This window comes from Nocardia sp. AB354 (assembly GCF_049538315.1).
GTDB classification, from domain to species: domain Bacteria; phylum Actinomycetota; class Actinomycetes; order Mycobacteriales; family Mycobacteriaceae; genus Nocardia; species Nocardia nova.
The window spans coordinates 24,567-39,575 of the sequence record NZ_JBMVFU010000020.1 but is presented as its reverse complement, the minus strand read 5'-3'; the positions used below and the strand labels follow the sequence as shown (position 1 = coordinate 39,575).

The following is a 15,009-nucleotide window of genomic DNA, read 5'->3' as shown; positions in this document are numbered from 1 at the left end:
TTGGCGGCGCAACGGTTCATCGAACAGTCGGCTCTGGCTCACTTTCGGTGGTAGTCGATACACCGTGACGGCACGATGCCTTGGTGTGTGTGGCGAATGTTGCTGTGGGGCTGGTGTTCTCGGGTTTGTCGACGCTGATCGTGGACGATGTTGTCGATGAGGGCCCACGGGTCGTGGTGCGGGCCAGGACGGCGCTGGTCCCGGCGGTGTGCTCGCGGTGCGGGGCGGAGTCGTCGAAGGTCCACAGCTACCATCACCGGACCGTGGCGGATCTGCCGGTCGACGGCCGCTTGGTGGTCGTGTGGGTGCGGGTGCGTCGGCTGGTTTGCCCGACGCCGCAGTGCTGCAGGACCTTTCGTGAACAGGTTCCTGGGCTGCTCGAACGCTACCAACGGCGAACGACCCGGCTGACTGGTCAGGTGCGGGCGATCGTGAAGGAACTGGCCGGTCGGGCTGCGGTCCGCGTGCTGGCCGCGTTGCCGGTTCGACTCTCCCGACACACCGCGGTGCGGGTGCTACTGGCGATCCCGCTGCCGCGCCGCCCGGTTCCCCGGGTGATCAGCGTGGACGACTTCGCCCTGCGACGCCGAAACCGTTACGGCACAGCGGTTATCGATGCCGTGACTCATGAACGAATTGACGTCCTGGCCGACCGCAAATCTGAAACCCTCGAAAAATGGCTTCGCGGCCATCCTGACGTCGAGGTCGTCGTCCGCGACGGATCGGCCACCTACGCCGAAGCGATCCGCCGCGCGCGACCCGGTGCACTGCAGGTCAGCGATCGCTGGCACCTCTGGCACGGTCTGGCCCGATCGGTGCGAGAGGTCGTCGCCGCCCATGGCCGATGCTGGGCCGCGGCCGGCCCGAAACGACAGACCCTCACCCGCGAGACCACCACGCTGGAACGCTGGCATGCGGTGCACGACCTGCTGAATCAGGGCGTCGGATTGCCGGACTGCGCCCGCCGCCTCGGCCTGGCGTTGAACACGGTGAAACGCTATGCCCGCGCACCCGAACCAGATCAATTGCGCCGCCCACCATACTACCGGGCCTGCCTGGTCGACCCCTATCGCGACCATCTGCGCCGCCGCCGCATCGAGCAGCCCGGTGTTCCGGTCCCGCACCTGTTCCACGAGATCACAACTCTCGGCTACACCGGCAGCGGCGAACCTGCTGCACAAATACCTCAACCAGGGCCGCGCCGAGAGCGACCGCATCACTCCCTCCCCACGGCGGCTGACCTCATGGATCATGAGCCGGCCCACCGATCTTCCTGTTGGACGCCGAACTCACTTGGAGGAGCTCGTCGCTGCTTGCCCCGAGATGACCGACCTTGCCCGGCTGGTCGCTGAGTTCGCTGCGATCCTGACCGAACGCCGCGGCAACGAGCTAGACGCCTGGATGAAGCAGGGCCGCGAGGCCGGGCTGACCGAACTCGGTCCGTTTCTACGCGGTCTCGACCAAGACCACGACGCAGCGATCGCTGGCCTGACCGTGCCTTTCAGCAACGGTCCGATCGAGTGCGTCAACACGAAAACCAAGCTGATCAAGCGACAAATGTATGGCAGGGCCAGTTTTCAGCTACTCCGACACCGCATCCTGCTGGCATAGCCCGGCCACCACCGAAAGTGAGCCAGAGCCGAACAGTCGACAGACCCGGCTCAGCGAGTACTTTGCCGAGCCGGGTCTGATCGATCCGAGTGATTGTTCGAGAGTTTTACCGAGTCGCCGCGGCCGGCGCAGGCTTGCGCCAGCGTAGCACCGCCACCGCGGCGAGGACGATACCGACGACCAGGAGGACGATCGGCAGCCACACGCCGAGCAGAGACAGCATGGTGGCGTTCTTCGACAGGGTGTGGGCGGTGTCGGTGACCGCCGAATCGGCGGTGTGCAGCTTCACGATCGACAACGGGATCGTGGGGACGTCCTTCCCGTCGACCGGCACGGTCACATACATTCCCTGTGTCTGGTTCACCTTCAACGGCGCCCCGAACTGGCTGTCGACGGCGGCGTTGATCAGGTTGGTGCTACCGAAACCGATGGTGACAAGGTCGGGCATGGCCGGCAGCGCCGCGGTGAGTGTGGCCCGGGACTGCTCGGGAACGATCCCCGCCTGCAGCAGGCCGGCGACCGCGGCTTTCGGCAACTGCTTGGGGAAGTCCTTGAACTGGCTGAGAACGGAGGGGCTGGCAATAGGTCCGGCCGCATCGATCTTGTAGTTGTAGACGTCGCGGCCTTCGAGGGTGCTTTCGTTCTGGAACGTTGCCGGTTGCGCGGTGCGGGTGACCGGGTCGTAGAGCGCGGTGCCGTCCTTCGGCGGATCCATGGGCCAGCTGAACGCCAGGCCCTTGTGGGCTTCGAAGGACGACTGGTCGTTGTTGGGTACCAAAGACTTCTCCTGCGTCTCGCTGATCGCGACCGGCGAGTAGTCGACCCGGCTCACCGCGTAGGTGTGCACGTCCGGTTGCGTCGACCCGTCAGGCAGACTCAGCAAGGCTTTGCTCGTGACGATTGCCGTATCGCCGCTCACCGTATCGACCTTGAGCGAGCGATCGGCTGTGATCGGCATTTCCGGAGTCAGCAGGTGTGCAAGATCGTTAGCGGCGAACGCTTTCGGGTCGATCGTCTGCATCGTGCCCTCGTACTTCTGCGATTGATCGAGATCGGCAGGAAGCTTCGTCAAGGCCGGCAGCGCGACGAATCTGATGATCGCTGCGGCTGCTATCAGCACGACCCCCAGCGCAAGCCACACCACTGCGGACTTTCGGACGGTCATCGTTGACTCCCTCATGTCGAGCCGACCCCCGCACGCTTCGGGTATGCGTCGGGTATGGCCGGTGATTCTGTGTAAGTGATCAGCCGCGACGCCAGCGGACGGCGTAGATAGCCAGACCGCTGCTCCATGAGCGCCGGACAGGTCGTATGACCTGAGTCACTTTATAGCATTCTCGACTATTGATGGATAGATTATTTTGGATTCGACCGAATCTGTTGGTTGTGGTCCTGCGTCGGGAGTTCCTGGTGAGGGCGTTTTCGAGGGGTGCAGAAAACAAGCAGGGACGCGGGCGATGCCCGCGTCCCTGCTTGTTCCGGCCAGTTCCGCCTTGGTGGAACCTATGCGTCGCCCAGTGAATGCCGCATGGCGGTGAGTACTTCGCGCAGGCGGTTGATGTCCTCGGTGCTGCTGCCCTGCATTCCGAAGTCGATCGTTGTCAGTCCACGTGTTGCGTTCTCGACGATTTCGCGGCCGTGTTTGCTGATGGTGACGCAGGTTGCGCGACGGTCGGTGGGGTGCGGGCTGCGCCGTAGCATCCCTCGCTGCTCCAGCCGGTCGGTCGCCAGCGTCGCCGTCGTGGCATGCACCAGAAGGTTGCGCGCCAAGCTGGAGATCAAGCGTGTGCCGGTTTCCGACAACTGCAGCGTCATGAGCAACAGGTAGTCGGTCATGTTGAGGCCGTGCGATCGAAGTTCGGTGTCGACGGCGTCGGTGACGATCCGCTGATAGCGCAGCAGTGAAGTCAATGCGAGGAACCTCTGCTCATCGCCGTCCAATCGCTGCTGTTCCCAGTAGTGCCGGGCCCAATCGACCGGATCGGATGCGGTGTCGGGCATCCTCTGTGTTCGCGTCACGCTGGCCTCCTCTGATTCGGCAGGACCACTAAAAGTCTACTAGCAAAGTTATTTGGTCGTCTACACGACTGTCTTGTGGACCCGTCACACTCGTGCATTCGACCTAACCGGATGGGTAACGGAGGTGGTTCGACGGCGCCGCGACGCCGAGCCGAGTAGTTACGTCCGGAAACCCGGTGTTGTCTATTGCAAAATAGTCTATTAATAGAGTGTAATTGTGCTGTCCATCACAAGCAGACCTAGTCGTGTCGCGCGCCATACGTCGCTGCGGTTGCCAGGAATGCGCAGCCCTGCCGAAGACGCGCCGCACCGGAGCAAGGAGAACGTTCGTGTCCACTAGCGTCACTGACCCGATTCGTGGCACCTCTGAGCCGGATCGGTACTGGACCAGCACCAATCTCGGCGAAGCATGTCCCGATGTGATGACCCCGATGTGCTGGAGCGTCTGGGAGGGGTCGGCCGAGCTGGGCTGGTTGTACTCGATGTCGGCATTCGGCGTCGTACCGAAGAAAAAGGTGCTGGTCTCGCCGGATGTCAACGATCGAGGGCTGTCGTGCTTCTACGGGCGGCAGGCCCTCAACGTGGATGCGATCAAGAAGATCATGTCCGCCCTGCCGGGAGTGGACGGGGACGACTTCGAACGCGATCTGATGGGCAGTGTGCGGGCGGATGCCCCGAAGTTCGACGGCACTCTCCGGCGCGTGCCGGTGCTCATGTTCAAGGCGCCGATCACGCTGCTGCGTACCGGTAAGCGCCTGCGCCGCATGCACGACGAGATGTATGCGAAGTGGCTGGGTACGGTGTACGAATCCGGGTCTTCAGCGCAATGGTCCGAGATCCCACCAATTGATCGGTTGGTGGCGGCACGCGAGGACTTCGTCAAGATCTTCTCCCAGCACTGCGTTATTCGCTTCATGTTCCAAGGCGGCCAGAGTGCTGTGACCGGGGCTGCGGAGCAGGCCGGCGACTCCGGATTGGCGGTGGAGTTGCTCTCCGGCGTGGGCGACGTGAACGAGACGCGCATGGCAGACGATCTCTGGCGCTTGGGGCGGGGCGAGCTCACCGAGGGCGAATTCCTGCGGGCGTGGGGATATCACGGTCCGAACGAAGGCAACGCCTTCACGACTGTGTGGCGGGAGAACCCTGCGCCGATTCGTGCATTGGCCGCTGCCACGGCACAGCGGGAACGGCCCGCGGATCGGGCTGCCCGCGCGCAGGCGGCCGGCGCTGAGGCGGAGAAACGGCTGCTCGCGGCCACGCCCGCGGCGAAGCGGCCGGCGATGCGGTGGCTGCTGCGCCGGATGCGCAATATCGTGCGCACCTTGCAGGTAGGTAAGGCTGCGTATCTGATGGCCATCGATGAGTGCCGTTGGGCTGCACGTGAATTCGGGGCGCAGCAAGTCGCGCTCGGCGCATTGCAGCAGGTCGACGACATCTTCTTCTTCACTATCGAGGAATGCCAGGAACTCGCTGCGGGAACGCTCGCCAATCCCCAGGAGATCGTCGATGTGCGGCGGGCGACGCGGGTCGAATACAAGTCGATGGTCTTGCCTCTCGCGTTCCATGGCATGCCCGAACCGATCACGATCGAAGCGGAACTGGGTGGTCGCACCGTGACGGAGGTGACCGGCGCCGCCGGGGGCGGCGGCACCGTCGAGGGCCGCGCTCGCGTCGTCACCGATCCCGAACAGGAAGTGGATCTCGACCCCGGCGATATCCTCGTCTGCCGGTTCACCGATCCCAGCTGGGCGCCTTTGATGGCTTTGTCCGAGGCCTTGGTGATCGACATCGGTGGCTCGGCCAGCCATGGTGCGGTCGTCGCTCGTGAACTCGGCATTCCATACGTGATCGGCACCGAGAACGGGACTCGGGCTATCGGTGAGGGCGACCGAATTCTCGTCGATGGCGCGAAAAATCTCGTCAAGGTGCTGGAGCGGGCCGACGCCGCCCGGTCTGCCTGAGCTTGCCGGACAAACGAAACCGGCTCGAACACTACCCATGTTCGAGCCGGTTTCGTTACTGCACATGCATTTTCGCGATCGCGTGGAGTAGCTCTGCTCAGCCCGCGGACTGAGCCGCCCGAAGGAAATTGATGGTCGCTTCGGTCAACCCACCGTCCACATACAAAATCTGTCCGGTGATGTAGCGTGCGTCGTCGCTCAGAAAGAAGGGGACGGCGTCAGCGATGTCCTCCGGTCGTGCGCGACGACCGAGTGGGACGAGCGCATTGAAACGTGCCTCCCGCTCCTCGTCAGCGGAGACCCCTGCGGTGCCCTCCGTCGCAACGCCCCCCGGTGCGATGGCATTCACCCGAATCCCTCGGTCCGCCAATTCGACCGCGCACAACTTCGTGAGCGATACCACCGCCGCCTTGGAGGGGGAGTAGGCGGCGGTACCCGGCGTCACCGCCTTGGCGGCGATCGACGCGATGTTGACGACCGCCGCGGGCGAGGCAGATGTCAGTTGCGGGAGGAATGCCTGGGTCATCACCAGCGTTCCGATGACGTTGACATCCATCACTTTCCGGAATTCGTCGACCGACACGGAAGCGATCGGCGCGGGCGGGAAGATTCCGGCATTGTTGATCAACGCATCCACGCGAGGGAGGGACGCCGACAACTCGGCGGCGGCCGAACTGTCGGTGATGTCCAACGGTGCTGGAATTCCGTCGATCTCGCGGGCGATGTGTACTGCGGCCGCACCATCGCGATCGACGGCGACGACTCGGAAACCGTCCTTAGCGAGTCGTCGTGAAATTGCGGCACCTATGCCGCGACCGGCGCCGGTCACAACGGCTACGGGAGCGTCGAAAGTCATTGTGTTGCACTCACTTCCTTGTCCAGGAGGACGAGATCGGCTGTGTCGCTGGACGGCAGCGATCGCATGGTTCTCTTGTCGAGCTTGCCGACAGGTGTTCGCGGTAGTGCATCGATCGCATAGACCCGTTTCGGAATCTTGTAGCCGGCCAGCATCTTTCGTGCGTACTGGTCGATTTCGGTGTGGGTCGGTGGCCGCGTGCTGTCGGTGGGCACGACCAGCGCGACGAGAATTTCACCGAAATCGTGGTCGGGCAGGCCGAAGCAGGCGATGTCGGCGATCGCCGGATGCTGGATCAGGGCCTGCTCGACCTCGGCGGGATAGATATTGACTCCGCCCGAAACCACCATGTCGGTGTGGCGGTCGGTGATCCAGACATACCCCACGTCGTCCATGCGGCCGACTTCGCCGAGGGTGAATTCCGCGCCGCTCCGGGTTCCGGTGATATAGGTGATGCCGTTGCCGGTCGTGTCGCGGAACCAGAGTGGTCCTTCGGTGCCGGGTGGCGCGGGCTCGCCGTTGTCATCCTTGACGAACGCTTCGAACGGCGGAATCGCCCGGCCCACGGAGCCCGGTCGTTCCAGCCATTCGGCCGCGCTGATCATGCAGGTGGTCCCGACCTCACTGGCGCCGTAGCTCTCCCACACGATCGGCCCGAACCAGTCGATCATCGCCTGCTTGACCGGAGCGGGACATTTCGCGCCCACCTGCAGGACGTACTGCAACGACGAGATGTCCGCGGCCGCACGCCTCGATTCCGGTAGCGCCAGCAGGCGCTGGAAATGTGTCGGCACCATGATCGAGGAGCCGATGCGATCGTGCTCGATCACGTCCAGCAGCCGGTCCGCGTCGAACTTACCGAGCACCGTGACGGGCACACCGCCGGCGAACAGCCGTGTCGACGTGAGCGGACCCGAGTGATACATCGGTCCGACGACGAGGTGACGTCCGTAGTCGACCATCCGATTCTGAGCGAGTCGTTCGAGGTGGACATCGATGTCCTCACCGCCGACCCACGAGGTGGGCGGCAGCTCGACACCCTTGGGCCGGCCGGTTGTTCCGGAGGTGTACACGAGGGTCCGCCGCGGTTCGATGTCGGTGCGTGGCTCGTCCTGGTCGCGACAGCACTCGTGCCACCCCATCACCCCCGGTGGTAAGGGTCCGTCGCCCCATGCGACGACGCTTTCGATACCTGCCAACCGGGCCGCTTCGACCGCAACCTGTGCAGTCCCGGTGTCGCAGAGCACGACGCGTGATTCGGAGTCGGTCAGGATGTAGGCGGCTTCGGCGGCGGTGAGATGTGAATTGACGGCGACCGCCGAGACGCCGGCCAATGTGCACGCCACATAGGCGAGCAGCGTATCGGCCGAGTTCGCGGCGATGATCGCCACCCGCCGGGCCGGGCCGAGGTCGGTTGCCAGCAGCGCGTTGACGGCCGGGCGCAGCCGCTGGTCGACTTGCTGCCAGGTCAATGCCTGGTCGCGGTCTCGCAGGGCTGTCTCGTTCGGCCGCTGTTCAGCGATTCGGGCCGCGAAGGTCACGGCGCCACCTGAACCGCGTGGGCTTGCGACCATTCGCGTAAGCGGGCGGCCGATTCATGCTCGTCACCGTGTCCGTCGGCGCGCGGTAGCTCACCCTCGAGCACCTCGCCGTTCGTCCCGTCAACGGTCACGGTCTTGCCGATCAGTGCCTCCATGACGCCCTGTCCGCACCCGACCACACAGGGCGTGCCCAGCTCCCGGCTGACTACCGCGGCATGGCTCGTCGATCCGCCGATCTCGGTGACGATCGCGACGGAAACCACCATGCCACCGACATCATCGGGATCGGTCGTCGGTCTGGCCAGGATGACCGGCACCCCGGCATCGGACAGATCTTCGGCCTCCTCACAGCTGCCCACCACGCGGCCGGTCGCGACGCCCGGACACGCCGGAACCCCGGAGGCAAGCACGGTCGCCTTCTCCCGAGCGACCGGATCCACGTGCGGTGCGGTCGCCGCGGCGATCTGAGCATCGGTGACCAACTGGACCGCTTCGTGTCGTTCGATGATGCCCTCGTCGGCCAGCTGCACCGCGATACGGACCGCGGCCTGCGGGGACCGCTTGGCCGCCCGCGTCTGCAGCAGCCACAGTCGACCGGCCTCCACAGTGAATTCGATGTCCTGCGCGTCTCCGCCGTGCTTTTCCAGTGTGCGAGCCAGATCGAGCAGCTGGGTGTGTACCTGCGGCATCCGCACTTCGAGCTCATCGAGATGCATGGCGTTGAAGCGCCCGGACACCACGTCTTCGCCCTGCCCGCGCGCAAGCCACTCGCCGTAGGGTTCCGGATCTCCGCTCAGTGGATTGCGAGTGAAGAGAACGCCGGTGCCGGACTTGTCGTCGAAATTGCCGAAAACCATGGCCTGGACCGTGACCGCCGTGCCACCGTCGTGGCTGATCTGGTGGTGGCTGCGATAGGCGCGTGCGCGCGGTGAATTCCACGAGGCGAAGACGGCCTCCGCGGCCAGTACCAGGTCCTTCCAGGGATCACCGGTGGCTTGGGCGCCGACGACGCGCTCGAACTGCTCGCGGAAGCGACGGTGGGTGTCAGCCGCGAACGCCGAATCCCCGGTGATCTCCGCCAGACGCGCCTCGACGGAGTCGTTCATGCCCAGATTGAGCACGGTATCCATCATTCCCGGCATACTCCGGGCGCCGCCGGAACGAACCGCGACGAGCAGCGGGCGGTCCGAGCCACCGAGTCGGCGTTCGAGTGTGGTTTCGAGTCGGGACAGTCCCTCTCGCAGACAGCTCAACGCCGTCTCGGTCAGTCGGCCGCTGTTGTCGTTCACCGCGGCGCAAAATTCCGTGGACAGCACGAACGCCGGGGGAACCGGCATTCCGAGGGCACGCATCCGGTTGATGCTGCGGGCCTTTCCACCGACGAGCGTCGGGTCGAGGTCGGGGGTATCTCCCAGCCAGATCAGACTCATGAACAAGTTCCTCCTAGACGGCGCGGCCCGCGGCCGCTTCTTCCGCGCGAGTCAGGCCGAGCAGGCCGATGAGCTCCTCGTGGAATTCGAACCACACGGTGTGATAGCTGTCTGCTATCGGGCGAGCGATGAAGCTGATGTCGCCGGTCTCGATCTGCTCCACAGCATGCTCGAACCGGCGCGAATAGGCCGCCAACCTCGGGGCGACCGCCGCGATCCGGCTGACAAGGGGCGCGAATCCGGCGTGCAGGCTGACGAGCCGCTCGATGACGGACCGATCGTACGCGCTGTCGCTGTGGTCGTTCGGTGCGCCCGCCTTGAGTTGCCAGGCGTTGATGACCTGCTTGAGGTCGGTGTTGTGGTGATCGAACTCCTCGTACAGGGCGGCCAGTTCGGCCTGGTCTACGCCGGTGCGCTCGGCGGCGACGAGCGCTGCGAGCCGCTCGCGGCCTTCCGGGGTCAGGCGCACGCTCGGCTCTCCCTTGACGTATCCGGCGTCGCGAAGCGTGTCGAATTCCGACAATGCGGTGTCGGCGTCGATGCCGCAGGAGTCGGCAGCGAGGGCGGGGGACAGCCGTCCTTTCAGACGTGCCGCTTGCAGGATGGCGAACTCGTGAGCCACGGAATTCCCCTGTTCTCTCTGTCGTCGTAACTTGATCTAACGTCCGATCATCTAGTGATAGACTAATTCGAGCTTAGCTGAGAGGTCGATCACATGTCCACCGAGGGAGTGAGCTGGCATGCACCTGGTCCTGATGCGCCACGGCGAACCTGTCCGCGACGGCGCTGATCCTAGGGATCCGGGCTTGTCGAGTGGCGGGGTGGCGCAGGCGTCCGCGGCATTGCCCTACTTGGCGCATGAAGCGTTCGATGTCATCTACAGTTCGCCCCAGCTTCGAGCGCGTGAGACGGCGGACATCGTCGCCGATCGGCTCGGGTTGCCCGTCGTCCTCGACGACGGCCTCGTCGAATTCGATCATGGCGCCCCCTATGTCCACTACGACAACGGCGAAGCGGACGTCTGGGCGCACTATTTCGCCGGTGATCTGTCACCGTGGGGACTCACCAGCGCGGAATTTCATGCGCGCGTCTCCGATGTGGTCAGCCGGATGGCCGAAGGTCGTACCGATCGGCGAGTCCTGGCCGTATGCCACGGCGGGGTGATCAACGCGTGGACATGTCAGGTCTTGGGGGTTCCGGAGCGGATTCGGGTCATGGAGCCGGGATATGCGTCCCTGCATCGGTACGAGCACGCTTCCGAGGGTTGGCGGGTGCTGAGCCTGAACGAGATTCCGCGACTCCAGCCCTCGACACGCAAATAGTCCAGTAATAGAGTAAAAGTGTCACGTCACCGGTGCGTGACAGTCCTAAGGAGTCGCTATGGAGTTGGTGGTGCTGAGCCACGGCGCCGACAGTCGCGGGCTGGATCCGCACGCGATGATCGAAGCCCTTGCCGCACGCCTCGGCGACCTACCGTGGACCGCGGCCTATCTTCCGGATCGCTCGCTCGGCTTCCTGCCGGCGCTGCGGCGTCTCGTGGACGCAGAGCCGGTAGCCGCACCGACGAGCCACCTGAACGACCTGATCGCAGCCCATGCCGGTGGACGAGTGCTCGCCGTGTCCAGCCCACAGGCGGTGCGGGAGCTCGCGGCGGAGATCTACGACGTCGACCTCGGAGTTGTGCCAGTGCCCGAGTCCGGTTCGCTCACCCGCTTCCGTATCAGTCGCACCGGCGTGCGAAGCGTCATCTGTCTCAACGACACGCTTCATCTGGCCATTGCGGCCGCCGATGCCCTACCCCGAGAGGATGTTCACACCTCATGACCGACTTCGATGTCGCCGGCGTCGGCGATTCCGAACCTTGTTCGGCATCGGCCGCTCGTGAATTCGTGCCGGCCACGACACGAGAGGAGGCCGACGCATGACCAGTGCTGTTGGGGCGAAGACATCCGCGGGGGAGATCCCGGATGCCGAGGCTTTGAGCCGGATGTATCGGTTGATGTGTACCACGGCGCTGGCCGACCAGAAGTCGGTGGCCGAGTCCAAGGCGGGGCGGTTGCAGGCCGCGTTCTACCCGATTCGTGGGATGGAGGCGGTATGCGCGGCGCTGGGCGAGGTGCTCACCCCGCGAGACCGGCTGGTCTCCACGTATCGGAACCTGGGCGACGCGCTGGCGAAGGGCGCGTCGCTGCGGTCGATCATGGCGGAGTTGTACGGCCGCCGGGCGGGGTTGTCGCGAGGCAAGGGCGGTCCGATGCATCTGCAGGACCCGGCGATCGGGTTCACCGCCACGACGGGCATCGTCGGCTCCGGGCTCCCGATCGCTGTCGGCTTGGCGATGGCCGCACAGCTCGACGATGATCACACCGCGACCGTGGTGACCTTTGGCGACGGCGCCACATCGATCGGCGCCTGGCACGAAGCGATGAACTTCGCCGGGCTGTGGCAGCTTCCGTTGGTCTTCGTGTGCCAGAACAACCAATGGGGCGAGCACACCCCGTTGGCAAAGTATGCGGCGAACACCAACCTCGCGGAGCGTGCGGGCGCCTATTCCATCCCCGCGGAGAAGGTGGATGGTTTCGACCCGCTCGCGGCGCTGGACGCACTACGTCGTGCGGTGGCGCGAGTGCGGGCCGGCGAGGGACCGATCTTCCTGGAATTCATCCATTACCGGTTGACCGGTCACACCGGCACCGCCGACTACAGCTACGTTCCGGCGGACGAATTGAAAGCGGCGATGGAGCGCGATCCCGCGCCGGCGTTCCGGCGGTGGCTGCTCGAGCAAGGGCGCCTGAACGAGCAGCAGGTCGACGACATCGAAAAGCAGGCCCGATTGACGGTCGACGACGCCTTCGATTACGCGGCGGGCTGCGAATTGCCGGCCCCGTCCGATATCTACACCGATGTTTTCGCCGATGACACCTGGGTGAGGAGCCTGCACAATGACTGACGCCACGACCGACGCAGTCCGCGAGGAGGCTGCTCCGACGATGACCATGGCTGCGGCACTGAATTCCGCATTCCATCTGGCCATGGAGAACAACGACAAGATCGTGGTGCTCGGCGAAGACGTCGCTGACCCGATCGGCGGGGTGTTCAAGACCAGCAAGGGGCTGTCCACCAAATTCGGTGAGCTGCGGGTTCGCTCCACCCCGATCTCGGAGCAGGCCATTGCCGGGGCGGCGGTGGGACTGGCGCTCGGTGGATACCGGCCGATCGCGGAGATCATGTTCTTCGACTTCATCACCCTGGCGATGGACCAAATCCTCAATCACGCCGCCAAGTTCCGGTACATGACCGGAGGAACGACACCCGCGCCGATCACGGTGACGACGACCATCGGCAGCAGCCATTTCGGCGCCCAGCACGCGCAGTCGCTGGAAGCCTGGTTCATGCATACGCCCGGCATCAATGTGCTGTATCCGTCGACGCCGTCGGACGCCAAGGGACTGATCACGACGGCGCTGGAATCGCCCGACCCGAGTCTGCTGATTCAGCATTCAGGGCTGTTGTACAGCGTGAAGGAACCCGTGCCCGCAGGGATACACCGGGTGCCGTTGGGTAAGGCGAGGATTCTCCGCCCCGGTTCGGATGTCAGCCTCATCACCTACGGCACGCAGGTCTCGGTCTGCATGCAGGCCGCCGAAGCGCTCGCCCAGTCGGGAGTTGAGGCCGAGGTCATCGACCTGCGCACGCTGGTGCCGCTCGATTTCGCCACCGTCGAGGAATCGGTCGAACGCACCCGTCGAGCTGTCGTCGTACACGAGGCGACCGAGTTCGTCGGCCCTGGCGCCGAAATCGCGGCGAGGCTGAACGAGAGGTTGTTCAACGAGCTGCTCGCACCCGCGGTGCGCGTCGGCGCGGCGTACACGCCGGTGCCGTTCTCCAAGTCGTTGTCCGGATACCCGACAGTCGACCGCGTCGTCGCCAAAGTGCGAGGCCTGCTGGGATTGCAAAGTGCTGCGGGCGTTCGGCCCGTCGAACGTTGAAACCGTGTGAAATCAGGAGGTCATAGTGGGCGAACGGCTCGATGTCGGCGATCGCCGCATCACGTATCAGGATGTGCTTGCGCTGGACAGCCGGCCGGTACCCAAGCATCTCCTCCGTCAGTCGCCGGGAAGTTTCGATTTTCACGAGGCTTCTATCGATCGGTATATCTCGCGCGAATGGCATGAAACCGAGAAGAAGCAGCTCTGGAGCCGGGTGTGGCAATTCGCGTGCCGGGAGGAGCACATTCCGGAGGTCGGGGACCACATCGTCTACGAGATCGCGGGTTCGTCGTACATCGTCATTCGCACGGCGCCCGACTCGATTCGGGCCTATCCGAATGCCTGCCTGCACCGCGGCCGGGCACTGAAGGAGTACGCGGGACGATGCAGCGAGATTCGTTGCCCGTTCCACGGCATCGCCTGGACCCTCGAAGGCGATTTGAAGCGCATTCCCGCGCCGTGGGAGTTCGAGCACGTCGATCCGGAAAACTTCAAGCTGCCGCAGTGCAGTGTCGGGGTCTGGGCGGGTTTCGTCTTCATCAATCCGGATCCGGACGCGGAGCCGCTCGAGAGCTATCTCGGCGAATTCACCGAGCAGTTTTCGTTGTGGTACGGCCACGACCGGTATGTCGAGACCCACGTCTCGAAGGTCATCCGCGCGAATTGGAAGGTGGCGCAGGAGGCGTTCATGGAGTGCTGGCACGCGCCGGCCACCCACCCGCAGACCGTGCCCTACGCCGCCTTCGGGGCCTGTCAAGTGGACGTCTACGAGAATTTCGCCCGCTTCATCACCCCCTCCGAGGTGGTGGGACCCATGATGCCGTGGGATCCCAGCACGGAGGAGATGCTGCGGTCGACAATGGATGTCCGTGTCGACGAGCAACTTCCGATCACACCCGAGCGCGGTGAGACGGCCCGGGACTATGTCGTGCGGACGACCCGCGAGAAGTGGCGCGCACTGATCGGTGAGCAGGTGGAGGAGTGGTCGGACGCGGAGCTGGTCGACAACTTCACCTACACGGTCTTTCCCAACCTGATGCCGTGGGGAGGCGTACACAAGATCGTCTACCGATTCCGGCCCAACGGAGATGACCACCGCAGTTGCATCATGGAGGTCTTCATGATCGCTCCGGTGGTCGGCGAGCGGCCCGCGCCCGCGCGTGAAATAGCCCTCGACGCCGACACCCCGTTCAGCAGCTCTCCCCTCGGGATCCTCGGCAACGTTCTGGACCAGGACTGCGGCAACATGGAGAAGGTCCAGCAGGGCTTGGAAAGCGCCCGGAAGAAGACGGTGACTTTCGCGTCCTACCAGGAGAACAACCTGAAATGGATGCACCGGCTGATGGACCGCTACATCGAAACGGCGGAGAAATGAACGGAATCGTCCATCCCTACACCAAGGACCTCTACGAGCGCGACGAGGCGGAGGAGCGAGTGAAGGTGACCCGCGGCGACGGGGAAATCGGCTACTTCGCCGCGAACGGTCGTTGGCTGGACGGCGCTCGATTCGAAGCCGACAAACATCTGTGCGGCTGGATCATGTCCCCACGCCACGCGCATCGACTCGTCGTCGATCCGGCGTCGCACTGAGCAGAAGAGGAG

General features: G+C 64.4%; 13 protein-coding genes and 1 pseudogene. 8 read left to right on the top strand and 6 right to left on the bottom strand.

What is annotated here, in order from left to right; translation table 11 throughout:
- The first annotated feature begins 83 nt into the window (after nucleotides 1-83).
- Nucleotides 84-1,611, top strand: a pseudogene (locus tag ACPCUW_RS25405) (ISL3 family transposase).
- A 106-nt stretch (nucleotides 1,612-1,717) separates the two neighbouring features.
- On the opposite strand, the gene ACPCUW_RS25400 reads toward ACPCUW_RS25405, so the two are convergent.
- Both ACPCUW_RS25400 and ACPCUW_RS25395 read right to left on the bottom strand, forming a co-directional pair.
- On the bottom strand, nucleotides 1,718-2,776 hold the full coding sequence (locus ACPCUW_RS25400; protein WP_423427535.1) for a porin PorA family protein: 1,059 nt from the start codon (nucleotides 2,774-2,776) through the stop codon (nucleotides 1,718-1,720).
- Nucleotides 2,777-3,114: 338 nt separating this feature from the next.
- Entirely contained in the window at nucleotides 3,115-3,630 is a 516-nt protein-coding gene (locus tag ACPCUW_RS25395; RefSeq protein WP_396931184.1) for a MarR family winged helix-turn-helix transcriptional regulator, read from the bottom strand.
- A 245-nt stretch (nucleotides 3,631-3,875) separates the two neighbouring features.
- On the opposite strand from ACPCUW_RS25395, the gene ACPCUW_RS25390 reads away from it, so the two are divergent.
- A complete protein-coding gene (locus tag ACPCUW_RS25390; protein ID WP_423427533.1) occupies nucleotides 3,876-5,591 on the top strand; it encodes a PEP-utilizing enzyme in 1,716 nt (571 codons plus the stop codon).
- Between the two features lie 97 nt (nucleotides 5,592-5,688).
- Here ACPCUW_RS25390 and ACPCUW_RS25385 read toward each other — a convergent pair whose 3' ends face one another.
- Genes ACPCUW_RS25385 through ACPCUW_RS25370 form a run of 4 tightly spaced genes read right to left on the bottom strand, consistent with a single transcriptional unit; the run spans nucleotide 5,689 to nucleotide 10,040 of the window.
- Entirely contained in the window at nucleotides 5,689-6,420 is a 732-nt protein-coding gene (locus ACPCUW_RS25385; protein WP_423427532.1) for an SDR family NAD(P)-dependent oxidoreductase, read from the bottom strand.
- A 23-nt stretch (nucleotides 6,421-6,443) separates the two neighbouring features.
- Nucleotides 6,444-7,988, bottom strand: a complete 1,545-nt coding sequence (locus tag ACPCUW_RS25380) for an AMP-binding protein (RefSeq protein WP_423427530.1) — start codon at nucleotides 7,986-7,988, stop codon at nucleotides 6,444-6,446.
- Nucleotides 7,985-9,418, bottom strand: a complete 1,434-nt coding sequence (locus tag ACPCUW_RS25375; RefSeq protein ID WP_423427529.1) for a pyruvate, phosphate dikinase — start codon at nucleotides 9,416-9,418, stop codon at nucleotides 7,985-7,987. The genes ACPCUW_RS25380 and ACPCUW_RS25375 overlap by 4 nt, the downstream gene beginning before the upstream one ends.
- 13 nt (nucleotides 9,419-9,431) lie before the next feature.
- Nucleotides 9,432-10,040 carry a hypothetical protein gene (locus ACPCUW_RS25370; RefSeq protein ID WP_423427528.1) on the bottom strand — a complete coding sequence of 203 codons (609 nt, stop codon included), beginning with the start codon at nucleotides 10,038-10,040 and terminating at the stop codon, nucleotides 9,432-9,434.
- A 118-nt stretch (nucleotides 10,041-10,158) separates the two neighbouring features.
- On the opposite strand from ACPCUW_RS25370, the gene ACPCUW_RS25365 reads away from it, so the two are divergent.
- The 6 genes from ACPCUW_RS25365 (at nucleotide 10,159) to ACPCUW_RS25340 (ending at nucleotide 14,997) form a co-directional block, all read left to right on the top strand.
- Complete coding sequence (locus ACPCUW_RS25365) at nucleotides 10,159-10,740, top strand: histidine phosphatase family protein (protein WP_423427527.1); 582 nt, start codon at nucleotides 10,159-10,161, stop codon at nucleotides 10,738-10,740.
- 58 nt (nucleotides 10,741-10,798) lie between these two features.
- A complete protein-coding gene (locus tag ACPCUW_RS25360; RefSeq protein WP_423427526.1) occupies nucleotides 10,799-11,242 on the top strand; it encodes a hypothetical protein in 444 nt (147 codons plus the stop codon).
- A 97-nt stretch (nucleotides 11,243-11,339) separates the two neighbouring features.
- On the top strand, nucleotides 11,340-12,368 hold the full coding sequence (locus tag ACPCUW_RS25355) for a thiamine pyrophosphate-dependent dehydrogenase E1 component subunit alpha (protein ID WP_423427525.1): 1,029 nt from the start codon (nucleotides 11,340-11,342) through the stop codon (nucleotides 12,366-12,368).
- On the top strand, nucleotides 12,361-13,407 hold the full coding sequence (locus tag ACPCUW_RS25350; protein ID WP_423427524.1) for an alpha-ketoacid dehydrogenase subunit beta: 1,047 nt from the start codon (nucleotides 12,361-12,363) through the stop codon (nucleotides 13,405-13,407). The genes ACPCUW_RS25355 and ACPCUW_RS25350 overlap by 8 nt, the downstream gene beginning before the upstream one ends.
- 25 nt (nucleotides 13,408-13,432) lie before the next feature.
- The gene (locus ACPCUW_RS25345) at nucleotides 13,433-14,782 is read left to right on the top strand and encodes an aromatic ring-hydroxylating oxygenase subunit alpha (protein WP_423427523.1); all 1,350 of its coding nucleotides are present in this window, start codon (nucleotides 13,433-13,435) and stop codon (nucleotides 14,780-14,782) included.
- The gene (locus tag ACPCUW_RS25340; RefSeq protein WP_423427522.1) at nucleotides 14,779-14,997 is read left to right on the top strand and encodes a hypothetical protein; all 219 of its coding nucleotides are present in this window, start codon (nucleotides 14,779-14,781) and stop codon (nucleotides 14,995-14,997) included. The genes ACPCUW_RS25345 and ACPCUW_RS25340 overlap by 4 nt, the downstream gene beginning before the upstream one ends.
- Nucleotides 14,998-15,009: the final 12 nt, after the last annotated feature.

Excerpts from the sequence above, each read along its gene's own strand:
- ACPCUW_RS25360 (WP_423427526.1), top strand. The coding sequence starts at position 10,799 with ATGGAGTTGGTGGTGCTGAGCCACGGCGCCGACAGTCGCGGGCTGGAT.
- ACPCUW_RS25350 (WP_423427524.1), top strand. The coding sequence starts at position 12,361 with ATGACTGACGCCACGACCGACGCAGTCCGCGAGGAGGCTGCTCCGACG.
- ACPCUW_RS25375 (WP_423427529.1), bottom strand. The coding sequence starts at position 9,418 with ATGAGTCTGATCTGGCTGGGAGATACCCCCGACCTCGACCCGACGCTC.
- ACPCUW_RS25340 (WP_423427522.1), top strand. The coding sequence starts at position 14,779 with ATGAACGGAATCGTCCATCCCTACACCAAGGACCTCTACGAGCGCGAC.
- ACPCUW_RS25355 (WP_423427525.1), top strand. The coding sequence starts at position 11,340 with ATGACCAGTGCTGTTGGGGCGAAGACATCCGCGGGGGAGATCCCGGAT.
- ACPCUW_RS25365 (WP_423427527.1), top strand. The coding sequence starts at position 10,159 with ATGCACCTGGTCCTGATGCGCCACGGCGAACCTGTCCGCGACGGCGCT.
- ACPCUW_RS25400 (WP_423427535.1), bottom strand. The coding sequence starts at position 2,776 with ATGACCGTCCGAAAGTCCGCAGTGGTGTGGCTTGCGCTGGGGGTCGTG.